The 20,538-nt window shown below is 63.7% G+C and carries 22 protein-coding genes, 1 tRNA gene and 1 pseudogene; 9 read left to right on the top strand and 15 right to left on the bottom strand.

Features of this window, described 5'->3' with window-relative positions:
- Nucleotides 1–47: 47 nt before the first annotated feature.
- Nucleotides 48–1,016 carry a DUF1177 domain-containing protein gene (locus ACX5I4_RS02455; RefSeq protein WP_461835244.1) on the bottom strand — a complete coding sequence of 323 codons (969 nt, stop codon included), beginning with the start codon at nucleotides 1,014–1,016 and terminating at the stop codon, nucleotides 48–50.
- Between the two features lie 85 nt (nucleotides 1,017–1,101).
- Entirely contained in the window at nucleotides 1,102–1,818 is a 717-nt protein-coding gene (locus tag ACX5I4_RS02450; protein ID WP_461835243.1) for an AroM family protein, read from the bottom strand.
- A 199-nt stretch (nucleotides 1,819–2,017) separates the two neighbouring features.
- On the opposite strand from ACX5I4_RS02450, the gene ACX5I4_RS02445 reads away from it, so the two are divergent.
- From ACX5I4_RS02445 to ACX5I4_RS02430, 4 genes are all read left to right on the top strand, one after another.
- Complete coding sequence (locus ACX5I4_RS02445) at nucleotides 2,018–2,884, top strand: IclR family transcriptional regulator (protein WP_461835242.1); 867 nt, start codon at nucleotides 2,018–2,020, stop codon at nucleotides 2,882–2,884.
- A 4-nt stretch (nucleotides 2,885–2,888) separates the two neighbouring features.
- On the top strand, nucleotides 2,889–3,644 hold the full coding sequence (gene pepE / locus ACX5I4_RS02440) for a dipeptidase PepE (RefSeq protein ID WP_461835241.1): 756 nt from the start codon (nucleotides 2,889–2,891) through the stop codon (nucleotides 3,642–3,644).
- Between the two features lie 130 nt (nucleotides 3,645–3,774).
- The gene (locus ACX5I4_RS02435; RefSeq protein ID WP_461835240.1) at nucleotides 3,775–4,161 is read left to right on the top strand and encodes a VOC family protein; all 387 of its coding nucleotides are present in this window, start codon (nucleotides 3,775–3,777) and stop codon (nucleotides 4,159–4,161) included.
- The gene (locus ACX5I4_RS02430; RefSeq protein ID WP_461835239.1) at nucleotides 4,158–4,436 is read left to right on the top strand and encodes an acylphosphatase; all 279 of its coding nucleotides are present in this window, start codon (nucleotides 4,158–4,160) and stop codon (nucleotides 4,434–4,436) included. The genes ACX5I4_RS02435 and ACX5I4_RS02430 overlap by 4 nt, the downstream gene beginning before the upstream one ends.
- 77 nt (nucleotides 4,437–4,513) lie before the next feature.
- Here ACX5I4_RS02430 and ACX5I4_RS02425 read toward each other — a convergent pair whose 3' ends face one another.
- Genes ACX5I4_RS02425 through ACX5I4_RS02415 form a run of 3 tightly spaced genes read right to left on the bottom strand, consistent with a single transcriptional unit; the run spans nucleotide 4,514 to nucleotide 7,173 of the window.
- Nucleotides 4,514–5,707 (bottom strand): DNA glycosylase AlkZ-like family protein, encoded by a 1,194-nt coding sequence (locus tag ACX5I4_RS02425; RefSeq protein ID WP_461835238.1) that lies wholly within the window; start codon nucleotides 5,705–5,707, stop codon nucleotides 4,514–4,516.
- 48 nt (nucleotides 5,708–5,755) lie between these two features.
- On the bottom strand, nucleotides 5,756–6,151 hold the full coding sequence (locus ACX5I4_RS02420; RefSeq protein ID WP_461835237.1) for a 6-pyruvoyl trahydropterin synthase family protein: 396 nt from the start codon (nucleotides 6,149–6,151) through the stop codon (nucleotides 5,756–5,758).
- 2 nt (nucleotides 6,152–6,153) lie between these two features.
- On the bottom strand, nucleotides 6,154–7,173 hold the full coding sequence (locus tag ACX5I4_RS02415) for a zinc-dependent alcohol dehydrogenase (RefSeq protein WP_461835236.1): 1,020 nt from the start codon (nucleotides 7,171–7,173) through the stop codon (nucleotides 6,154–6,156).
- Between the two features lie 150 nt (nucleotides 7,174–7,323).
- On the opposite strand from ACX5I4_RS02415, the gene ACX5I4_RS02410 reads away from it, so the two are divergent.
- Nucleotides 7,324–7,413, top strand: a tRNA-Ser gene (locus ACX5I4_RS02410).
- 61 nt (nucleotides 7,414–7,474) lie between these two features.
- On the opposite strand, the gene ACX5I4_RS02405 is transcribed toward ACX5I4_RS02410, so the two are convergent.
- From ACX5I4_RS02405 to ACX5I4_RS02395, 3 genes and pseudogenes are all read right to left on the bottom strand, one after another.
- Complete coding sequence (locus ACX5I4_RS02405) at nucleotides 7,475–8,137, bottom strand: tyrosine-type recombinase/integrase (protein WP_461838628.1); 663 nt, start codon at nucleotides 8,135–8,137, stop codon at nucleotides 7,475–7,477.
- A 129-nt stretch (nucleotides 8,138–8,266) separates the two neighbouring features.
- Nucleotides 8,267–8,608, bottom strand: a pseudogene (locus ACX5I4_RS02400) (Arm DNA-binding domain-containing protein); the annotation flags it as partial.
- Entirely contained in the window at nucleotides 8,595–9,170 is a 576-nt protein-coding gene (locus tag ACX5I4_RS02395) for a helix-turn-helix domain-containing protein (protein WP_306962585.1), read from the bottom strand. The pseudogene ACX5I4_RS02400 and the gene ACX5I4_RS02395, both read right to left, overlap by 14 nt.
- Before the next feature lie 47 nt (nucleotides 9,171–9,217).
- Between ACX5I4_RS02395 and ACX5I4_RS02390 the strand changes: the two genes are divergently transcribed.
- The 3 genes from ACX5I4_RS02390 to ACX5I4_RS02380 all read left to right on the top strand — a co-directional run bounded on the left by ACX5I4_RS02390 (nucleotide 9,218) and on the right by ACX5I4_RS02380 (nucleotide 11,685).
- Nucleotides 9,218–9,421, top strand: coding sequence for a helix-turn-helix transcriptional regulator (locus ACX5I4_RS02390; protein WP_028265857.1), 204 nt, complete (start codon nucleotides 9,218–9,220; stop codon nucleotides 9,419–9,421).
- Between the two features lie 1,341 nt (nucleotides 9,422–10,762).
- Nucleotides 10,763–11,209, top strand: coding sequence for a GlxA family transcriptional regulator (locus tag ACX5I4_RS02385; RefSeq protein WP_306972606.1), 447 nt, complete (start codon nucleotides 10,763–10,765; stop codon nucleotides 11,207–11,209).
- Between the two features lie 62 nt (nucleotides 11,210–11,271).
- The gene (locus tag ACX5I4_RS02380; protein WP_306962580.1) at nucleotides 11,272–11,685 is read left to right on the top strand and encodes a type 1 glutamine amidotransferase family protein; all 414 of its coding nucleotides are present in this window, start codon (nucleotides 11,272–11,274) and stop codon (nucleotides 11,683–11,685) included.
- Here ACX5I4_RS02380 and ACX5I4_RS02375 read toward each other — a convergent pair.
- Complete coding sequence (locus tag ACX5I4_RS02375; RefSeq protein WP_306962742.1) at nucleotides 11,674–11,808, bottom strand: hypothetical protein; 135 nt, start codon at nucleotides 11,806–11,808, stop codon at nucleotides 11,674–11,676. The genes ACX5I4_RS02380 and ACX5I4_RS02375 overlap by 12 nt on opposite strands.
- Here ACX5I4_RS02375 and ACX5I4_RS02370 point away from each other — a divergent pair.
- Nucleotides 11,749–12,609, top strand: coding sequence for a DJ-1/PfpI family protein (locus ACX5I4_RS02370; RefSeq protein ID WP_306962734.1), 861 nt, complete (start codon nucleotides 11,749–11,751; stop codon nucleotides 12,607–12,609). The genes ACX5I4_RS02375 and ACX5I4_RS02370 overlap by 60 nt on opposite strands.
- A gap of 794 nt (nucleotides 12,610–13,403) precedes the next feature.
- Here the strand turns inward: ACX5I4_RS02370 and ACX5I4_RS02365 are convergent.
- The 6 genes from ACX5I4_RS02365 to ACX5I4_RS02340 all read right to left on the bottom strand — a co-directional run bounded on the left by ACX5I4_RS02365 (nucleotide 13,404) and on the right by ACX5I4_RS02340 (nucleotide 20,535).
- Nucleotides 13,404–14,288, bottom strand: a complete 885-nt coding sequence (locus ACX5I4_RS02365; RefSeq protein WP_306962579.1) for a PaaX family transcriptional regulator — start codon at nucleotides 14,286–14,288, stop codon at nucleotides 13,404–13,406.
- A 110-nt stretch (nucleotides 14,289–14,398) separates the two neighbouring features.
- The gene (locus ACX5I4_RS02360; RefSeq protein WP_306962577.1) at nucleotides 14,399–14,800 is read right to left on the bottom strand and encodes an acyl-CoA thioesterase; all 402 of its coding nucleotides are present in this window, start codon (nucleotides 14,798–14,800) and stop codon (nucleotides 14,399–14,401) included.
- Nucleotides 14,801–15,042: 242 nt separating this feature from the next.
- Nucleotides 15,043–17,427: a bifunctional salicylyl-CoA 5-hydroxylase/oxidoreductase gene (locus ACX5I4_RS02355; protein ID WP_461835235.1), complete on the bottom strand. Its 2,385-nt coding sequence runs from the start codon at nucleotides 17,425–17,427 to the stop codon at nucleotides 15,043–15,045.
- The gene (locus ACX5I4_RS02350) at nucleotides 17,424–19,115 is read right to left on the bottom strand and encodes an AMP-binding protein (RefSeq protein ID WP_461835234.1); all 1,692 of its coding nucleotides are present in this window, start codon (nucleotides 19,113–19,115) and stop codon (nucleotides 17,424–17,426) included. The genes ACX5I4_RS02355 and ACX5I4_RS02350 overlap by 4 nt, the downstream gene beginning before the upstream one ends.
- A 41-nt stretch (nucleotides 19,116–19,156) precedes the next feature.
- Nucleotides 19,157–20,047 carry an acyl-CoA thioesterase gene (locus tag ACX5I4_RS02345; protein WP_461838627.1) on the bottom strand — a complete coding sequence of 297 codons (891 nt, stop codon included), beginning with the start codon at nucleotides 20,045–20,047 and terminating at the stop codon, nucleotides 19,157–19,159.
- 5 nt (nucleotides 20,048–20,052) lie between these two features.
- A complete protein-coding gene (locus ACX5I4_RS02340; RefSeq protein WP_306962571.1) occupies nucleotides 20,053–20,535 on the bottom strand; it encodes a cupin domain-containing protein in 483 nt (160 codons plus the stop codon).
- Between the last annotated feature and the right edge of the window lie 3 nt (nucleotides 20,536–20,538).

The following is a 20,538-nucleotide window of genomic DNA, read 5'->3' as shown; positions in this document are numbered from 1 at the left end:
GGACTGATTTCTGTGGGAGGGGTAGTTGGGGGTGGGGCGGTTGCTGCCTAGGCCATGGTGGCCGCGCCGGCGGATGTCGCCAGTGATCCGTCGAGGTGCTGGAGCCTCGACATGGACCCGTAGCGGTTAGTCAGCTGTGCGAAGTCTTCGTCGTCGAAGAACGCCAGCTTGTCGCGTCCGAAGTCTTTGGCCGTTTCGATGACGAATCTGACGGCTGATTCGACGCTGCACAGATCGGTCGCTCCGGTGGCTGATCCGGGAACAGCGGAGACAGTGGTAATGGCCAGCCCGACGACGGGCGCAGTGGTCGCGGTGCAGGGCTGGACGATGGAGTTCATGTGGTAGACGTCGTTGCCGTAAGGGGTGATGTCCTGCATGGTGATCGGCATGACCACAGGCGCCATGCCGGAAGTGTGTTCGGCGATGTCGAGCAGAGGCTCAGCCACGCGCAGGATCCACCCTTCTTTGATGGTGGGGGTGATGGCGAATCCGCGGTGGTTGCAGATGCGGTTGCCCTTCGTGGTGTCCACGGAGACGATCGCGTCCATGTCAGCGGTGACTTCGTATTTGTTGTTGATCGACATATCGATCGAGGAACCCATGAACGGGACGGGGTCGTGGGGTTGCGTGGGAGCGTCGGGGTCGATGTGGGTGCTGACGATGACGTCGCCCTCGAGCCGGTCTCCGCGGCAGGCCATTTCCAGGAGCTTGGCCGCGGCGGCCACAACTGTCAGGGCGCCGTCGCCATCGGAGACAAAGCCGATCTTTTCCGGCCTGGCTCCGAGTCCCCCGAGCCTGCCGATGATTCCGAGGGTCGGCGCTGTGCCGCCGGCGCTCTTGCCTCTGGTCCCCGGAATAAGGACACGGACGAAGTCCGTGGCTCCGGCGTGTCCGGTGACGGTTTCCACGAAGACATCGTCGGCTCCGTGGTCCTGCCATAGCTTCCTGACTGCCTCGCCGTTCGCTGCCGGGCTGTCCAGCAGGTCAAAGGATTCCAGCACGTGCTTCCAGGACATTGTTTTTGCTCCTTGTTAGATGGTCAATGCAGGTTTCATTGCGGCGCCGGGGTCCCCGGCACCGGATTTTGTTCTTCGAGTCGGGTCAGCCGAGCAGCTCGGCGGCGATGCGGGCAGCGACGGATCGTGCCAGCAACACGGGCAGGCCGGTGGCCTCGATGACCTCGGAGCGCATCTGCGCTGAGTAGCCGATGCAGTCCAGGACGATGATCTCCGCGCCGTCGTTTTTCAGTTGTTTCGCAGCTGCGCTTATGGGGGCCAGGTCCGTGGAATAAGGGGTGGCTGCCGCCGTTGAGAGGGCCACGGTCCCGGGCAGCAAGGCCCGGTACTTGGCCTTCGCGTCCTCCTCCTGTTCGGCCAGGGGACAGATGATGCCGACACGGCGGCTCCGCGCTGCGACGGCGGCCAGCACATGGGCCAGGACATGGTCCGGTTCAATCAGTGGTTTGTGGTGGATGAACTCCGGGAATGTCCCTGTGCAAGCCAGCAGGAGCACGTCGGCTTCGCCCTGCAGGTCCAGGATGGCCGACTGGACGCGCCTCACCAGAGGTTCCTGGCCGACGACGGCGGCCGTCCCGTCCCGCAGCCGCGTCGTCATGACATGGTCTCCGGGCACCGTAGCAAGTTCAGCGATTTCCGACGCCGAGAGCCCGTCCAAGGCGCCTCGTTCGACGATTCCCACGCCAGGAAGAAGGTCCGCGAGTTCCGGGGTGAGATCCGTACGCGGCGTCTGTCCGATAGTGATGACGCCCAAGGTCCGTGGGGTGCGGGCCATGGCCGACGGTCGTGGCAAGTCGCTCATCTTAAATCCTCTCCCGGCATCCCGCCGTGTAGCTTGCTGCCGGATGTGACGTGCCCGACATTTTTGGGGTGCTTCAATTAGCCCACGGGAAGCTCACCGCAGACAATCAATTCCCACTATCTGGGAGGTGAAATCTTTTTTTGGGACTAAAGTTCACGGAATTGACGTTTGCGGCGCCGGCGGCCCCTATGCTTTTCCCATGACTTTGTCCCCGCAGCCCCTTCCAGGCGCCGATGCGCAGTCCCCGCTCCAGACTGTTGACCGCGCTTTGGGGATACTCCTGTCCTTCAACGAGTTCCGCACGGACTGGGGAGTTCTTGAACTTGCCGAGACCTTCGGGCTGACCAAGTCCTCAGCCCAGCGGCTCCTGGCCTCCCTCGCTGCCCAGGGGTTTCTCCGGGCGGACCCCTGGACCCGCCGTTACAGCCTGGGACCTGCGATGTGGAGGATGGCTTCCCTATGGGAGCGCACTGGCGGCCTGGCACGGCTTGCCGACACCGTCCTCACCCGGCTTTCGCAGGAAACCACCAAGACCGCGTTGTTCGCCATCCCCGACGGGGCCTACGTCAGGTGCATCGCGGCCATCGACGGCCTCCACGGACCCCTGCGGGCGCACCCCCTGATCGGTGACCTGTACCCGGCCCATGCCGGGGCCACCTCGAGGTCATATTTCGCGTTCCTCAGTCCCGCCGAGCGACGGAACCTACTCCACGGCAGGCCGCACCCAAGGTACTCGGAGCACACCGAAGTCGACGAGCAGCGCCTCGAAGCCTTGTTTGATCAAACAGTCACCGACGGCTACGCCTTCTCCGAGGGCGAATATGACCCCTCCACCAGGGCACTGGCCGTTCCCGTGCTTCTGGGGCATCGACCGGTGGGTTCCTTGTCCATCTCCGAGAGCAAGGTCCAACAGGACGGCACAGACCTGATGGATTTCCTGCCCCAGCTCCTGGCAGCAACCCAGGAGCTCTCCGATCTGCTATCCAACAAGACAACCGCACCCCAACGAAACTGGCGCCACGGCAAAGGCCTGGCCAGCCAGACCCGACCACGAACGAAAGCCTGAACACATGCTCGATCTTCTGCTGTTTTCCAACTCGACCAACGCCAACAGCGGCTACCTCGACCACGCCCGCGACGAGGTGGCACAATTCCTGGACGGCATCGACGAAGTCATCTTTGTGCCATACGCCCTGCAGGACCACGACGCGTACACCGCGAAAGTAGCTGAAGCGCTGGCTACGCATGGCATGGGTACCCGCGGGCTGCACACCTTTGGCTCACCCCAGGATGCGTTGGCCAATGCTCGTGCTGTTTTTGTGGGAGGCGGAAACACCTTCAGGCTCGTCTCACAGCTGCACCGGCAGGGACTCATGGATCCCCTGCGAGACGCGGCCCGGTCCGGGACCAGGTACATGGGGGCAAGCGCCGGAACGAACATCGCCGGCCCAACCCTGCGCACCACCAACGACATGCCCATCGTCGAACCCCCAAGCTTCTCGACCCTGGGCCTCGTACCGTTCCAAATCAACCCGCACTACCTGGACGCGGACCCCGGCAGCACCCACGCCGGGGAAACCCGCGAAACCAGGCTCAGCGAATTCCTCGAAGAAAACGACGTTCCCGTCCTTGGCCTGAGAGAAGGCACACACCTGCGAGTCACCGGAACGGCAGGAGAACCCAACTTCACAGCCGTGGTCGGCGGCACCGCCGTCACCCCGGGCCTCGGCCCTGCCATCACTTTCCGCAGAGGCACGCTACCCCTGGAAACCACCGGCGATGTAAGCGCGCTCTTCGGAACGCCGGCCCGTTTCGACATGCAATGACCGGACCCCGAACTGGAGCGGACGCCCGGGGCCAACGGCCGTGAAGGGTCCAGGGACGTAGCCAAGGCTCTTGAATTCTGCCGGTGTTGGACGTCAGATGGTCTCAGACTGCACCCCTGAGGAGATCACCATGACGGTTTCTTTCAACCACACCATCGTCTACGCAACGGACAAGCGCCGTTCCGCGGAGTTCCTGGCCAACGTGTTTGGACTGTCGAAACCGCAGCCCATGTGGTCCTTCATGACCGTGTCCCTGGACCATGGTGTGGCCCTCGATTTCGCCACGGCGGACAGGCCAATCTCCCCGCAGCACTACGCCTTCCTGGTCAGCGAGGACGATTTCGACGGAATTCTCGCCCGGATTCAGGCGGAGGGGATCCCCTACTGGGCAGACCCTTCGCGGTCGCGCGCGCAGCAGATCAACCATAACGACGGCGGCCGCGGCGTCTACTTCGCGGATCCGGACGGGCATTTCCTCGAAGCGATCACGCGGCCGTATGGATCTGGTGCGGCATGAGTTCCCAAGTACGCGTCATTGCCATGGTGACGGGCCGCGTCCAAGGCGTCGGTTTCCGCTACTCCACCATGCATCAAGCCCGATTGCTGGGACTGACCGGAGAGGCAGCCAACCAGATGGACGGCTCGGTGCAGGTGATCGCGGAGGGCGATCGCGACGCCGTCGACTCCCTCGTGGAATGGCTGCAATCCCGGGACGCCCCAGGGCGCGTAAAGCACGTGGATGCCACCTTCACGCAAGCCACCGGTGAGTTCTCTGGATTCTGGGTGGACTGAACCCACCCTTGGACTGAGCCTGCCCCGGACCGAACCGCTTATCCGTTCGCGGCGTTCGCCCTATGAATTGGCACTGTTCAGGGCGTCGATGCGTCTCTGCCGTGAGGCCGGAGAGTCCAGGCTGAACGAACGGAAATCGCCGAGGTCCTCGCGGATCCAGCTCTCCACCTCACTGATGCGCTGGGTGACGGCCGGGGTTGGCTTGGCGAACGTCCAGGCCGCGATCCGTTCCATGCCAGGATCGTACTGCCACAGCCCGATGATCCTTCCCGGTCCAGGATCGGGTGATCTGACAGGTCCGCTTGCAACGCCAGCGTGGTGTCCAGAACCTTCCGGCCCCGGTCCTCGTCGGCGAGCATGTCCGCTGAATTCCGGCGCAACAGCACCAAAGAGTCCGTCCCGGCCAGAAGCTGGATCTGCTCCTCCTGGGGTGCCTTGAACGCGGAAAGGCGTTCGACGTCGTCGGGCAGCATCCACAGCGGCTCGCCCGCCGCGGTGGTCACTTCGGTGGCGGCGACGGCGGCGAGTACCGCCTTACTCTGCGCGACGGTGAAACCCGTGAACCATTGGCTCTGCTTGAACGTCGCGCCACCGGTCCAGCGCAGGTACCGTTCCATCAAGCGCGCGCGGGCGGCGTCGTCGTGGATGGGGCTAGGCGGCAGCACCCACGACGTGTAGGCGTAGCGCTGCTGGTCGAGGCGGCCGTTGACGGGGACGCGGCGGATGCGGCCGTCAGCTTGCAGGAGGCCAAGTGCCGTGGGGAGGGTGGTGGCCGCGCCCTTCTTCTTGCCTTCTTCGCCGAGGCTGCGGACGGATTCGCCGAGCTCGTCCTTGAGTTGTTTGGGGTCCATGGGGTCGCTGGACTCAGTGAGGGCGTGCAGCACCTGCTCTTCGAGCAGGGTGATCTCACCGCGTTCGACGCCGAGCCGGGCCAGGACCTTGAACGGCGCCACAGCGGCGTCCCGGCCCACCTGGAGGCCCCAGGCAAAGTCGTTCCGGCCCAGGACATAGGTGCAACCGCGGGCTGTGGGAAGCTCGTGGATTTTCAGTTCCGCGACGTCCCGATCCACTTGTTCGCGCCTGATCCCGGCCCGGGCGAAGAGCGTCAGGTAGGGGTTGGCACCACCCACGGAACGGGCCCAGCCGGCGTGGTCCAGGACCTCCTCGGAGGTCCTGCCGGCGAGTGAGCCGTCGAGCCCCTGCCGATGCCAGGCCCAGGCGCGGAGCAGTTCCGGAGTGAGTGTTTGGGTGGAAAGCACGGCGGACGTCATGGCCCCATTCTGCACCGTTGGCTGCCCTCCGTGGCAGTCCCGCGCGAGCTACCGCTCGAAATCCAGCGAGAAGCCCGCCCAGGCGTCCGGATGTTCGCGCAACAGCACGTCGACGCCGGCGAGCGCACCGCCGTCGTCGCTCTCGCGGACCTTAGCGGCAACCGCCTCAGCGATGAAGCGGGCCAGTACCTCCGTCGTCGTGAGCTGCCCGGCGAAGCCGGGGTGCTCGTCAAGGTTCCTGTAGTTCAGGCCGTCCAGTACCTCGTCCAGGATGGTTCCGGCAGCACCGATGTCCAGCACGATCGCGTCGTCGTTCAGCTGGGCGCGGCGGAACGTCACCTCGGCCACGAAAGTGGCTCCATGGAGTCCCTGGGCCGGCCCGAACGATTCCCGTGGAAGGCTGTGCGCGATCATGAAATGCCGGCGGACGGTGAGGCTGAACATGGCTACGCTTTCCTCCCAGTTTTGGGGTAGGCAATGACGTGGCAGAGATCGTCCAGTTCGCCGTTTTCCAAGCCATCGAAGACCCCTGGGAGTTCCTCGAACGGCGACTCTCCGGTGAGGAACGCGTCGAACACCGGGTCTTGCAGCAGGGAGACCGCCAACTGCAGCCGCTCGCTCGACGTCCGCCGATGCCGGCGTGAACGCGCCACCACGCCAACTTGGCTGGCGCGGATGGAGAGGCGCCGGGCGTGGAAGTCCTCCCCCAGCGGCAAGGAAACAGCCCGGTTGCCGTACCAGGAGAGTTCGATGACCTCGCCCTCGTCACCCACTAGCTGCAGGCTGCGGGCCAATCCTTCATCCGTGGCCGAGCAATGGAACACGATGTCGCAGTCCTGCCGTGCCTCGTCCGGAAGCGCGAACTCCACGCCAAGGGATTCCGCGAACCCGCGTTTGCCCGGATCTGTCTCCACCAGTTGCAAGCGCCCCAGAGGGAAGCCGCGCAGCAGCGCTGCGGTCATGCCACCCACCAGTCCGGCCCCGACGACGGCGATCCGGTCACCAAGGCGGGGCCCGGCGTCCCAGAGTGCGTTGAGGGCAATCTCGGCGACGCCGGTCAGCACAGCGCGGCGCGGCGGCACGCCGTCGGGTATCCGGGTGAGCGAAGTGACGGGCACAATGTAGCGGTCCTGATGGGGATGCAAGCAAAAGACGTTCCGGCCGATCCAGTCTTCCGGGCCTTCTTCCACGACGCCAACCGACAGATAGCCGAACTTGACCGGCCCCGGAAAGTCTCCGGTTTGATGGGGTGCGCGCATTGCCTTCGCAATCCGTGCCGGCACGTGCGCTTCGTGGACCACCAGTTCGGTGCCCCTGCTGATACCTGAATACAACGCTCGAACCAGAGCCTGTCCCTCTGCCGGCGCCGGAAGGTCCTCACGCCGAAGTTCACCTTGGCAGGGGCCCACGGTCCAGTAGGCCAGTGCCGTCTGCGTGCGCTGAGGTCCGCCATGTGCGAGAGTCATCCTGCCTGTGAATCTAGCCCCGCAGCTGCGAATGCGGAAGGGATACTGCCGAGGAAGGGCCACGGCATGGGGGCGGCGGTGCCGTTTACGGGCGAGGCTGGCGGGGCCGTTTTGGGGAACAGGCCTCCACTCCGGTACCCTATTTCAGTTGGTGACGTGTCCGAGCGGCCGAAGGTGCAACACTCGAAATGTTGTTTGGTGTAAAAGCCAACGTGGGTTCAAATCCCACCGTCACCGCCAATTGAAAGGCCCCTGCTTCCCTTTGTTTACAAGGGATCGGGGGCCTTTCGCTTTGGCGGAATCAGGGTTTTGGGCACATTTTGGGCACATTCGCCTGAGACACTGCAAGGTCCAGGGCGTCCGAAACGCTGTCCAAGTCCCCGTCAAACAGGTCCGCATAGATGTCAAGGGTCATGGCTGCCGAGCTGTGACCGAGCATTCTTTGCACCGCTTTGACGTTCGCGCCGGCTGATACAGCAAAGCTCGCGGCTGAATGCCGGAGGTCGTGAGGCGTGATTCGCGGCACCCCTGCTCTCTTCACGGCCCCCGCGAACCAGCTCATGTTGTCGTCGTGCACGCGTGCGAGGCGGAGGTGATGGCCATTCTCGCCGGGAAACACGAGATCATTTCTGTCCTTGTTCTCACACTGCTGTGCCAGGGGCTCAGCGAGGAATCGCGGGAACGGCACGGTTCGTTTCTTGTGGTTCTTTGGCGTACCTACTTCGATCACCGAACCGACCTGAACCGCGTTTTCCTCAATCACGAATCGCCGCCGCAACATGTCCAGATGCTTGACTCGCAGTCCAGTCGCCTCTCCCCACCGCAACCCGCAGTAGGCAAGCACGAGAACCAGTGCCGGATACTTGCTGGCTGCCGCGAGTGCATGCACTTGCTCGTGACTCAGGTAGACGTGCGGCTTCTTGATCTTGCGCGGCAAGGTTACACCCCGCGCTGGATTACTCAATGTTCGACGGTCGCTCACAGCGTCATCCAGAATGGCCGCCAAGACTCCGTAAGCGCGGATTACAAGCGTTGCCCCCTTCGGTTTCCGGGGCGGGACAGCGCTCTGATCCCCTGTCGTCAAAGCTGAGACCCACTGCTGCACATCTGTCTTTCGGATGTCAGAGACTGCTATACCGCCCCACACTGGCAGCACATGATTACGCCAAGCCGACTCCACCGGGCGCAATGAAGATGGCTTCAAATGGGTCTGCCGTGACAACCACGCTTCCCCGAGCGGACCGATCAGGGCCTTTGCGGCTGCTGCATCTATGAACTCCCCGCGGGCCTTGGAAACCTCAACGCTGGCGAGGAATAGCTCGGCATCCCTCTTTGTCCTGAATCCACGTTTCTTGGTCTGTACCCGGTCAGGTTTCCGGTAGCGAACCTGATATCGGCGCCCGGCCCGTGTCTCATAGGGTTCAATCGTTGCCATCGCCGGATTGTTCTTTCGCTGCGTTCTGGTCAACCAGAGTCTTGATAATCGCGCTGAGCTCGTCCACTCGTAAATTGAGGTCCTCGAATGTCACGGGACCAATTTTCGAATTCCCTGCCGGGATGAAGTCGGGGCGCAGCCCCCGTACGTAGTCATCACTGCCCACGTCGCCGTCGATCGGCGTTATGCCATCCGCCCATTCCCAAACCCTTGTCAGGTCAGCCGGATCAGCTCCGGTCACGGCCACCGGCTCGTCGAGCGACTTGGGAAACAACAGTGCGTTTGGGTTCACGCCCAGGACTACCGCAAGGGCCACGAGATCATCAACATCAACCCGCCTAACGCCGGCCTCGATCTTCTGTATTCCGCTGGCGGAAATTTCGTGCCCGACGCTCCTAAGCCTTTCCTGAAGCTCCCGCAGGGTGACATTCCCCCGCAAACGCTTCAGGTTCCGGGCGACGGTCTTGCCGGTTGGGCCAATGTCATGTCCTCGCAGCCGCGTTCCGCCATGTACCATATAAGAAACGATACACGCTATATAGGCAACAGGCGCGATTAGCAACTTTGCTTCTAATATGACGTGGCGTTCACAGGAGGGAATGAGGCTTCATGGAATCGGAACTGCTGACCCCGGCGGAGCTGGCAGCCAAGCTTCACAAGACGGCGCCCGCATTGGCGCAATGGCGCTATAGAGGGATGGGCCCAAAGTTCGTGAAATTAGGCAGCGGCGTCCGCTATCGCGCCAGCGATGTAGAGGCATGGCTCGACGCACAGACACGCTCTCAGACGGGCCAGGTAATCCCTAGCGTCTAGAAGCCGGGATTCTTGACGGACTCTGCGAGAGCCGGACCCTCAGACTGCGATCCCTTAGATCCGAGACGAGGGAGCCCGGGTGAACCGCGGAAATGTCAAGTGGAGGTCACGAGAGCTGGGGAGCCCAAGAGTCGCGCGACGTATCTTGTCTTCCGCGTGCCCGAGAAATGGCGTCACACGGAACGAAACCTTCCTCGAGTTCACGGTGAACCTGCCCAGATAGCTTGGCTTGGACGTCAAAGAACCAGCGATCGTCTCCGACGACAAACTCCTCCAAGCTCTGACAGTCATCCAACAAGAACGGGAGACACCCGCTAAGGGAGAACGGCGCCCCGTCCGCGACCGCCACCCCGCCTCCTGCGCCGTGTTGCCGTTCGTGAGCCCGTGCACATCATTTTCCGTTACTCGTTGCTGTTTCTGGCGGTAAACGGTGTGAGAATCGCCGCTTCCATGTCGTCCTGCCACGGTAAGCTCCACCGCCTCGTCATGCCGCTTGGCTCTTCCGTTCCCATGAATCAGGAACACAGCTGGCATCTACGTCAGCCGATCAAACCGCGGACGCGACAGAGATTCTGTTGACTACGACGCCAGCACGCAGCACGGCGGAGACTGCCGAGGAACAATGGTTGACACCGAAAGAAGTCTGCACGCAGTTGCAGATTCCTGAGCAGAACGTTCTACCAGTGGCCGGTGAAGCATATCGGGCCCCGCGCCTAACCGAATCGGGCGCCATCTGAGGATCAGCCGGAGCGACTTCAACTCATGGATGTCCTCCCGGTTGGAAGCATAGACAGCGCCGGGACGGCGGTATCCTCTTAGGATTCGTGTCAAAATCCGCGCGGAAATACGTGGCCGCCATCATGGTCGCGAATAAGCACAGGAATCTTCGCTGCTTGTCATTCTGATGCTCGATCATCGCTGGGCGGGTCCTCCGCGCAACCAGGGCGCTTCGCGCCGGCCTCAATCCAAAACTTCGCTCGGCGCTCCTACGTCGCTTATTTCCTCGCAAACTTTTGGATTGTTTCCGGTTCCCCAAGTTGCACTCCGGCCCCCTGCCCAGCCGTGGATCCTCTGTCAGAACGACGCCGAAATCTAATGAGGTATTCCATTGCTGTCAGCGGCGCAGTTCTGACGTTTGGCCTCTTGAGAGTGCAGTAGTTCGTGCGCCACAAGTGTCGCTCACTAGTTGTCCATGGGCCGACCTCTAAACGGCTCGGCGTCTTGCATCCAACTACCCTTCGGATCAATCCCCGTTACCTCGGTCAAATGCTGAGGAGTTGGTCTTGGAAGCCGCTGTCGCGAGCTGCGGCGGCGATGGAGACTGGTCGGCGGTGGTGCCAGGTGCTGTCGATCCTCGAGTCCGATCACGGAGCCGCACTTGCCGCGAAGGTTGCGCGGGAACTCGTGGTCTTTGCACGCCGCAATGGCGATTCGGCGCCCTTGAGCCCGTTCCTTTCTCGACGAGATCACCTGAATCCCACAGTCCACCGGGCGCAAGACCTGATCATGCAAGATCTGCGGGAAACACACTCGCTACAGGATCTTGCGCGTGCCGTTCGGTTGTCGCCGCGCGGCCTCAGCAGCGCGTTCGTCGCCGCAACCGGAACGACGCCCGCGCGCTACCTGCGCGAATTGCGTCTGGCGGAGAACCTTCTCCGCCAGACAAACCAACCCATCGAGAACATCGCGGCCGAGTGCGGGTTCCACGACGACCGTAACTTCCGCCGCGTCTTCACCTCACAACACGGGATCTCACCCTCCGCGTTCCGACTCAGCACCGCCGCCTGACCAACTAGCCCGTTCCCTCCGGCTTGCACCACAGGCCCACCCCTACCGTCGGGAGTACCTCCATGCCAAAAACCCTCCGAATCGTCCTGCTCAGCGTCCTCAGCGGGGTCCTCGGGCTCGCAACCCTGGCCGCCGTTCTCGGCAGCGGCTTCGCCGTCACCATGAGCCAAGGATTCCACGTGACCGCGCCTGCTGCGATGACGCCTGCACCGCGGGCATCCTCCGACAAGGAGGACCGGATCCCTGTGGCGATCCTCCTGGGCGCCAACGGCTCAGTCGCCACCGATGTTCTCGGACCGTATGGGGTGCTTGCAAGCTCCCCACGCTTCCACGTCTTCACGGTCTCCGTCCGACGTGAACCCGTCGCGCTCTCCGGCGGCCTCACCGCAATCCCTGACTACTCCGTCAAGGATGTTCTCGACGGCGTCGCACCCCAGCCGGCCATCATCGTCAACCCAGCCATGTCAGACCCATAGGGACCCGCCGAAGCCCCGCTTCGCAGCCTCATCGAGCGTGTCCACCGCAACGGCAACATGGTCATTAGCGTTTGCGCGGGCGCGCAGGTTCTCGCCGCGACAGACGTCCTGAACGGTCGACACGCAACTTCCTTCCGGTCAGACATCGACGGACTTCGACACAGCCACCCCAAGACCATATGGGAAAGCGGCGTGCGGTGGGTCGAAGACGGGAACGTCATCACCACTGCCGGGGTCAGCTCCGGCATCGCAGGATCCTTACATCTCGTCGAGCAATACGCAGGCGTCAAAGCGGCCACCAGCATCGCAGCAACCGTCGGATACCCGGCCTGGAGGCCTGGCCCGCCGGAGCAGATGCCCGTCAACGAGATCTCGCCCGCCGACTACCCCTACGCGCTGGCCGCAACCCTTCCCGGCTTCCAGCCCACGTATGCCATTGGCCTCACCCCCGGCGTTGATGAAATCGCCGTCGCCGTTAGCGCCGAGCTCTACGGCGGCGCATCATTTCTCGCCCACACCATCCCCGTCGCTCAGGACGACACCATCAGCACCAAGTACGGCTTCGTACTCGTCGCCACCACAATAGCCCGCGCACCACACATCGACCGGCTCATCGTCCCCGGCGCAACACACACTTCGCTCCACATCGACGGCGCACCGACCTTCCTTCCGCAGGCAAAGCAGCAGGACGGCCAATCTGCTTTCGACCCTATCTTCCAGGACATCGCCCAACTCGCCGGCGCGGACGTCGCGTTCACCGCAGCCAAGTACATCGAGTACCCACTTTCGGACATCCACTCCGATGCCCCATTCCCGCCGCGCATCAGCATCCTGATCGCCGCAACCCTCATCGCCGCAGTAACAGTCGCCTCGCTCCCCTTCGTCGTCGCCAAGACCCGCAAACGCATCAAAGGAACCCGATGACGAGGCCGCTCGCCTCCCGAACCCGCTGAGGTCAGCTCGGCGATCGAGTCGAGCTTCGTCTGCCGGTCTCGCTCCCAACACCGCCGAGAAACAACGACCTCAACGCCAGGATCGAAAATGCGGTGGAACCCTGTCGCGACACCCGGGAGCCCCTGACGAGCCATCTGCGATGTGGAGCAGACCTTGCCGGCCAAGCTGGTCACTGATCCATATGGTGCTGCGGTCACAGGTGGGGTCGTCGATGAATCCGCGTAGCGGAGGTTCCCGGCACCCGGCAGTTCGTAGAGCAGGGGCTCATCGAACCGGAAGACACCGCCACTCCCCTATTCGACCCCACCAAAGTCATCGCCTACGCGAACCAGCACGCGCATAACGTCACCACCGACATTGTGCCCGCGCCACCCACCTAGGCGTGCTCGACGACACTGCACCGATGGGCCACTGGATCGCTGGATCGCTGCCAACGCAACCAGGTGACCTGCCTGTCGTGATCGAGAGCGCGTCGCCGGCTCTCCCGAGGCGAAGACCGCCGCGCGGCCGCGATCCAACGCGGCAGGCCCGGATACGTCCGGGGTGCTCACGTTCGCGGTCCGTTCGACTGTCATCTGCTCACAGGCCGACACATGCACGCGTAAGGCGGCGCGTGCCCCGTCGTCCTGACACGGGTGACGCAGCACTGTGAGATCGGGCGACAGTCAGGCGGTGGCGATCGCCTGGGCGTCCGGCAGCTCCGACTGTCCAGCCCGCGATGTGCGTGCGCAGAGCTTCGACTGGGCCGGACACTACCTGGTAGCTCAAGCAGCAGCCGGGTTCAACGCGCCCCTGATGAGTTCGCGAGCATGTGCGGCGGCCAAGGGTGCAGCCAAACGGTGCACGGCCTGGAAAGACCTGCGCACCGCCGGCCCGTGCCAGTCTTCGGGAAGGTAGTCGGCCGGCAGGTTGGGGTCCCGGTATGGAAACCTGCGCCACATGGTCAGCATGGGGATGTAGTAGCGGAACGCATCGCTCCGCAGTTCTTCCGTGGAATTGGCGAGTGCTGACTGCGGGTCGTCACCCACGAGCTCCAGCCACTGTTTTTCTGCCCCCTTGTAGAGTTCAAGGAACTCGGTGAACTCCTCATCGAGCTCCTTGAGGTCCCACCACTCGGAGATTTTCGGACGCATGGGACCGTCGAAGACGTAGTCGCTTCGGAACAGGTCCACGAACTGGATCAGGCCGAGTGAAGTCAGACGTTCTTTGGCTTGTTCAAGCTTCTGAGATGGTGCTATCCACACGCCGGATGCCACGGAGCCAAATCCGAGACCGGACAGTTCTGAGCGCAATTGATGCCGGCGGTTCCGCATAGATTCAGGTACGGAGAAGACGGCCAGGACCCAGGCGTCCAGGGGGACGGGCTGTTCGGGTGCGAAGATTCGCCGGTCGCCTTCGCGGAAGACGTCCCTGATGGATTCCGAGATGCGGTATTTGGCCACGCCGTCCTCGCGTACGCTTTTCAGCACGCCCTTTGCCTTGAGCCTGGACACCGACGATCTCACGCCTGGTGCATCGTAACCGAGCGTGCCGAGCATCGAAATCAGCGCTGAAACCGGCAGTGCGTCACCCGCGTTCCGGCCGTAGAGCCCGAAAATCGTGACGATGAGTTGCTGGTGGCGGACAGGGGGTGCCGGGACGGCAAGCATGGGGTAGTCCTCATTTCCGCGCCATGGTCGGGGCGCCAATCACGTTCATCATAGGCGCGGGACGGTTCCGTTCCGTGATGATCATGAAGCCAACGGCACCTCACCACCAATCATCTGCCTGCCGTCAGAGCCCTGACGATGTGCCCCGGCCACGGTTGTCCAGTCGTCGATCCGGCGGGAACATGCGCCGTGGTCACCGTACCGTAGGCCGCGACGATGTCGAAGTCGGGAGTGCCGGGTGCTTCCCCGCGGACATCAAACGCCATGGTGAGCGACGTCCGGCCGAGCGCCTGGATGCTCACCGTCGCGGTGACGCGCTGGCCGAACCACAGCTTGGCCCTATAGTTGATCACTTGCTGGACCCGCGGTGCGCTCGGAAAGTAGTCCGGCAATTCCAGGTTTCGAAACAGCTCGGCCTCTGCAGCCTCCACCCAGCGCAGGATGGCCGAATTGTGCTGGTGGCCAGAGGCGTCTGTGTCCACCCATTCCACAGTGCGTTGAACGCTTGCCATAGGCAACCGCGCACTCCTCGACGACTCAGCGTGAGCCATGGTTCTCCTCGCGACGCTGACGCTCTCCGCTTTTCCGGGTCTCCGTCGACGGAAACGCCGAAGGAGACCCGGGATTCGGAATCATGCCCGCTTGCCTTCAAACATCAGCTTGCAGCTGGCGATCCAGCCAACGCTCAATGGCCCGGAGAGGGTATCGAGAGCGGCCGCGTTCACGTTCCAGTCGTTCGGAGCAGTGGCCATGGCTACTTCACCAAGACCGACGCGGATGCGGGGGTCCATCGAAGGTGGGTGCTGATCCCTTCAGCGTCGGGTTCCTTCAGCAGGGACAGCCGGGGCCGCACGGCGTCGGTGCGGGAGCTCGGCGGTTTGCGGCGGCCGGCCCGGAACTGCGGGATCCATTGCGCGCCGGGGCCTTGGTATTCCTGTTCGGCTGCGGCGTGCAGGGTCCACTGGGGGTCGTAGAGGTGGGTGCGGCCGAGGGCGACGAGGTCTGCGCGTCCCGCGAGGAGGATGGAGTTGACGTCGTCGTAGCTGGAGATGGCGCCGACGGCGATGACAGCCGCTCCGGCCGGCGCGGCGACTTCCTGCCGGATGCGGTCAGCGAACGGTGTCTGGTAGCTGCGGCCGAAAGCCGGCTGTTCTTCCTTGGCGACCTGGCCGGTGGAGACGTCGATGCCGGCGGCGCCGTGGGCAACGAACGCCCGGGCAATCTCCACGGAATCATCGGAGGTGTTGCCGCCGTCGATCCAGTCCGTCGCGGAGATGCGTACCGTCACGGGTTTGCCGGCGGGCCAGGCCGCGCGGACGGCGTCGAACACTTCCAGGGGGAACCGGAGGCGGTTCCCCACGCTGCCTCCGTATTCGTCCGTTCGCTGGTTCGAGACCGGCGAAAGGAAGGAGGAGAGCAGGTAGCCGTGGGCTGCGTGGAGCTCGAGGAGGTCGAAACCTGCTTGCTCGGCCCGGAGCGCAGCATCCACGAACTCGGCCTTGATGGCTTCCATGCCGGCACGGTCGAGTTCGCGCGGGGATTGGTTGCCGGGACCGTAAGGCAGGGCTGATGGTCCGACGACGTCCCAGTTGCCGGATGCGAGTGGCTCGTCGATGCCTTCCCACATCAGCCGGGTGGAGCCCTTGCGGCCGGAGTGTCCGATTTGGGCACCGATTTTCGCCGTCGAGTTGGCGTGGACGAAGTCCACGATTTCCTTCCAGCTGTCGCGCTGGCTGTCGGTGTAGAGCCCGGTGCAGCCTGGGGTGATGCGGCCGGCTTCGGAGACGCAGACCATTTCGGTCATGACCAGTCCGGCGCCGCCGAGTGCCTTGGAACCGAGGTGGACTTTGTGGAAGTCGCCCGGGACGCCGTCGACGGCTGAATACATGTCCATCGGGGAGACGACGATGCGGTTCTTCAGCTCCAGTGCGCCGATCCTGAACGGCTGGAACATGGCAGGCGAGACCTCGGCCAGGCCTTGTGTTGCGGCGAAGTTGCGGTCCACGGCGTCGGCGAATTCCGGGTCGCGGAGCCGCAGGTTTTCCTGGGTGATGCGGCGGCTCCTCGTGAGGAGGTTGAAGGCGAACTGCGTGGGGCCCTGCTCCTTGTATTGGGCGATCCGCTCGAACCATTCCAGTGACGCCTGGGCTGCACGCTGGGTGGAGGCGACCACCGGACGACGCTCGGATTCATAGGCAGAGAGCGCAGATTCCACATCCGGGTGCTCGTGCAGGCAGGCGGCGAGTGCCAGGGAGTCTTCCATGGCCAGTTTGGTTCCGGAGCCGATGGAGAAGTGCGCGGTGTGGGCAGCGTCGCCTAGCAGCACCACGTTGCCGTGGCGCCAGCTCTGATTGCGGACTGTGGTGAAGTTGAGCCACTTGGAGTTGTTGGAGAGGACCTCGTAGCCATCGAGTTCCTCGGCGAAGATGGAACGGATCTTGCTGATCGCTTTCTCGTCGGACACACCCGGCGGGAAGATGTCGGCTGCGGTCTCGTCGAAGCCGGCAGCCCGCCACACGTCCTCGTGCATTTCGACAATGAACGTGGACCCTTCGTCGGAGTACGGGTATCCATGGATCTGCATGACCCCCCATTCGGTCTCCTTCACGAAGAACTTGAAAGCCTCGAAAACCTGGTCCGTGCCCAACCACATGAACTTGTTGGGCCGCAGGTTCAGGCTCGGAGAGAAGGAGTCCGCGTACTTGGCGCGGATCTGGGAGTTGACGCCGTCTGCTGCAAGGACCAGGTCATAGCCAGCCTCAAGCTCCTCAACCGGCGGCGCGACGGTTTGGAAACGCAGGTCGACGCCGAGCTCGGCGCACCGGCGCTGAAGCAGTTCCAGCAGTTCCTTGCGGCTCATGGCCGCGAAACCCTGGCCGCCCACCGTCACCGTTTCCCCGCCGAAGTGGATGTCGATATCGGACCAACGGGCGAAGCGCCGGCCCATGTACTCGGCCACGACGGGGTCGGCGTTCCCGATGCCGCCGAGCGTCTCATCGGAGAACACGACGCCGAAACCGAAAGTGTCGCTGGCGGCGTTGCGTTCCCAGAGGGTGATCTCGTGTGACGGGTCCAGTTGCTTCATCAGGGCCGCGAAGTACAGGCCGCCTGGGCCGCCTCCTACGATTGCGATTTTCATGCTTTTGCTCCTTCCGGGGCCTGGCCCATGCCGGCCGGGGTAAGTTGTTGAGTTCCGCGTGGGTTGCATTCATTGAGAACTCCATCGCGGAGTTTGAAGTGCTGGAGTTTGCCGCTGGGGTTGCGTGGCAATTCGGTGACGAACCGGATGTCCCGCGGGTACTTGTAAGGGGCGATCGTCTGCTTGACGAAGTCCTGGATCTCCTTGCGCTTTACAGCATCGCCGATGACGCCTTCGCGCAGGACGACAAAAGCACATACAACGCTGCCACGTTCCGCATCAGGGATCCCGATGACGGCGTTTTCCACCACGTCCGGGTGCAGGTCGATGGCCGTTTCCACTTCGGGGGCTCCGATGTTGTAGCCGGAGGTGACGATCATGTTGTCCGAGCGGGCCTGGTAGGTGAAGTACCCGTCCTCGTCTTTCGTGAACGTATCGCCGGTGACGTTCCAGCCGTTGACCACATAGTTTGCTTGCCGCGGGTCGTCCAGGTAGCGGCATCCGGTGGGGCCGATGACAGCCAAACGACCGGACTGCCCCGGACCGAGTTCATTGCCGTTGTCGTCGAGGATGGTGGCCCTGTACCCGGGAACGGCCCGTCCGGTGGTCCCAGGCCGGATGTCGTCCCCCGATGCCGAGATGAAGACGTGCAGCATTTCGGTGGCTCCGATGCCGTTGACGAGCCGCAGGCCTGTGGCCTCCCGGACCGCCTCCCAGGTCTCCTTGGACAGGTGCTCCCCGGCGGAAACGGCGATGCGCAGGCCCCGGAGGAGCTCGCCGCGATTTTCCTTGAGGATCGCACGGTATGCGGTGGGTGCGGTGAACAGGATCGTGGCTCCGTTGGCCGCTGCATGTTCCGCGAGCTCCACCGGCCCGGCTTTTTCGGTCAGCAGCGAGGATGCGCCGAAGCGCAGCGGGAAGACCACGAGCCCGCCGAGTCCGAAGGTGAAGGCGAGGGGCGGCGACCCTGCGAACACGTCGTCGGCCGTTGGCTGCAGGATGTGGCGGGCAAAAGTGTCCGCGTTCGCGAGGATGTCCCGGTGGAAATGCATGGTGATCTTGGGCGTGCCCGTGGTGCCCGACGTCGGGCCCAGCAGCGCGACGTCGTCGGCGGCGGTGGGCACGGCAATGAACTCGCCGCTCTTCGCGGCGCAGCGAGAGGCGAGGTCCCCGGCGTCGTCGGATCCATAGGAGAGGACAACGGTGTCCTCTCCTGCGGCCGCGGCCAGTTCGTCCATGAACCGGTGATCGGAGATGGCTACGACCGGACGCGTGAGGCTGATAAGCGTGCCGACCTCGCTGGAACGCAGCATCGGCATGGTGGTGACCACCACGGCCCCGGCCTTGAGCACGCCAAGCCAGGCCGCGACAATCCAGGGATTGTTCGGACCGCGCAGCATGACGCGGTTGCCGGGAACCACCCCGAAGTCCTCGGTGAGGACTTGGGCGACCTGGTTGGCGCGCTGCTGCAAGTCGCCGTACGTCCAGACCGTGCCGTCCGGGGTACGCAGGGCGGCCCGCTCCGAACCATGGTTTGCGACGGCGTCGTCAATGAGCGCCGCTGCTGCGTTGAGCGTCGCCGGGTACTGGAGTTCCGGCAGGGTGAATTCCAGGGTCGGCCACATGCCCGCCGGTGGCAGATGGTCGCGGGTGAAGGTGTCCACGTGGGCTGATCTCAACATTGTCATGGCCACTCCTTTCGGTAATACGGCGGATAAGTCGAAAGTGTTCAGGAGCCGGCGCGGATCATGCCCTCTTGGGCCACCGTTGCCAGCAGGCGTCCTTGCCTGTCGAAGAAGCGGCCCATGGCCAGCCCCCTGTTGCTTTGCCCGGACACTGCTTCCTGGGCGTACAGGATCCAGTCGTCAGCGCGGCCGTCCCGGTGGAACCACATGGAGTGGTCGAGGCTGGCCGTGGCGAGTCCGGGACTGGACCAGTGGAGTCCGTTCACCCGGAGCAGGGGCTCCAGGATGGTGTAGTCGCAGACATAGGCCAGTGCCGCGCGGTGCAGATCGGCGGTCGCGTGTTCGTTGCCCGCGTCGGGCAATTGCTCGAAAGCCTTCACCCAGATGGCCTGGTGTGGCATGGAATCGCCTTCCACCTGCAGATATACCGGACCGGGAATGTGTCGCATGTCGAAGCTTCGCTTCGAGGACCAGTACTCGGCAGCGGACCCCTCGACGCCCTGCAGCACCTCCGCAGCGCTGCGGAGGGATTCGGGTTCGACGGCGGATGGCGCCTCGGGCTGAAAATCCGGGCCGTCTTCGGGCACCTGGAAAGAACCCATCGCCGCGTACACGGTCTTGCCGTTCTGGTAGCCCCGCACGCTGCGGGTCGAGTATCCGCGGCCGTCGCGGAGGCGTTCGACCTCGTAGCGGACCGTGGCCCCGATCTCCACGGGGCGCATGAAGTTGCTGTGCATGGAATGCAGCGATCGGTCGGCGTCGACCGAGCGCATCATCGCTGCCGCGGCCTGGGCCACCATGTCTCCGCCGTAGGCTTTGGGCCACGGAACGTATTGCGAGGTGGCTTCGTAGGCTTCGTCGTGGATCTGGGCGGGGACGGCCGTCAGTTCGATGGCCTTGAGGAATGCCTCCGCGGTCAAAGTTCCAGTGGACATGTCCATCAGGCCCTGCGGAAGTCTGCGAGGGTCTCGTCGGCAACGTCTTCGAGGTTGACCACGAGGTTCTCCGGGGTGCGCGCGGTCAACCACACGAGTTCTTCGGTGACGGACATGTTGGCCTCGACGTGCGGCATGAACGGCGGGACGAATACCCAGTCGCCGGCCTTCATGTCCAGGAACTCGGAGTAGTTTTCGCCGAAGTAGATGCGGCCGTGGCCGCGGAGCACGTAGCCGCCGGTTTCCGCTTCGCCGTGGTGGTGCGGCAGGGAGCGGTAGCCGGGAACGTTGGAGACCTGCCCGAACCAGATCTTGGTGGCCGGCGTGTGCTGGATGCTGACGCCGGAGACGCGGATGCAGTCGCCGGACTGGGCGGTGTTGGTGTCCTCTTCGCCGCCGCGGGTGACGACAGGTACCACTTTGCCGTCCGGCTGGGCGTAGATGGAGTTGTCGCCTTCGAGGCGGTAATCGGTAGCAGTGGGGTTCATGGT

The organism is Arthrobacter sp. MMS24-S77 (assembly GCF_054888235.1).
Note: the sequence above shows the minus strand (reverse complement) of the source record. Positions and strands in the feature narration are given on the sequence as shown.

Bases quoted from the DNA above. Each gene is read 5' to 3' on its own strand.
- ACX5I4_RS02455 (WP_461835244.1), bottom strand. From the start codon at position 1,016: ATGTCCTGGAAGCACGTGCTGGAATCCTTTGACCTGCTGGACAGCCCG.
- ACX5I4_RS02450 (WP_461835243.1), bottom strand. From the start codon at position 1,818: ATGAGCGACTTGCCACGACCGTCGGCCATGGCCCGCACCCCACGGACC.
- ACX5I4_RS02445 (WP_461835242.1), top strand. From the start codon at position 2,018: ATGACTTTGTCCCCGCAGCCCCTTCCAGGCGCCGATGCGCAGTCCCCG.
- pepE (WP_461835241.1), top strand. From the start codon at position 2,889: ATGCTCGATCTTCTGCTGTTTTCCAACTCGACCAACGCCAACAGCGGC.
- ACX5I4_RS02435 (WP_461835240.1), top strand. From the start codon at position 3,775: ATGACGGTTTCTTTCAACCACACCATCGTCTACGCAACGGACAAGCGC.
- ACX5I4_RS02430 (WP_461835239.1), top strand. From the start codon at position 4,158: ATGAGTTCCCAAGTACGCGTCATTGCCATGGTGACGGGCCGCGTCCAA.
- ACX5I4_RS02425 (WP_461835238.1), bottom strand. From the start codon at position 5,707: ATGACGTCCGCCGTGCTTTCCACCCAAACACTCACTCCGGAACTGCTC.
- ACX5I4_RS02420 (WP_461835237.1), bottom strand. From the start codon at position 6,151: ATGTTCAGCCTCACCGTCCGCCGGCATTTCATGATCGCGCACAGCCTT.
- ACX5I4_RS02415 (WP_461835236.1), bottom strand. From the start codon at position 7,173: ATGACTCTCGCACATGGCGGACCTCAGCGCACGCAGACGGCACTGGCC.
- ACX5I4_RS02390 (WP_028265857.1), top strand. From the start codon at position 9,218: ATGGAATCGGAACTGCTGACCCCGGCGGAGCTGGCAGCCAAGCTTCAC.
- ACX5I4_RS02380 (WP_306962580.1), top strand. From the start codon at position 11,272: ATGCCAAAAACCCTCCGAATCGTCCTGCTCAGCGTCCTCAGCGGGGTC.
- ACX5I4_RS02365 (WP_306962579.1), bottom strand. From the start codon at position 14,288: ATGCTTGCCGTCCCGGCACCCCCTGTCCGCCACCAGCAACTCATCGTC.
- ACX5I4_RS02360 (WP_306962577.1), bottom strand. From the start codon at position 14,800: ATGGCAAGCGTTCAACGCACTGTGGAATGGGTGGACACAGACGCCTCT.
- ACX5I4_RS02355 (WP_461835235.1), bottom strand. From the start codon at position 17,427: ATGAAAATCGCAATCGTAGGAGGCGGCCCAGGCGGCCTGTACTTCGCG.
- ACX5I4_RS02350 (WP_461835234.1), bottom strand. From the start codon at position 19,115: ATGACAATGTTGAGATCAGCCCACGTGGACACCTTCACCCGCGACCAT.
- ACX5I4_RS02345 (WP_461838627.1), bottom strand. From the start codon at position 20,047: ATGTCCACTGGAACTTTGACCGCGGAGGCATTCCTCAAGGCCATCGAA.
- ACX5I4_RS02340 (WP_306962571.1), bottom strand. From the start codon at position 20,535: ATGAACCCCACTGCTACCGATTACCGCCTCGAAGGCGACAACTCCATC.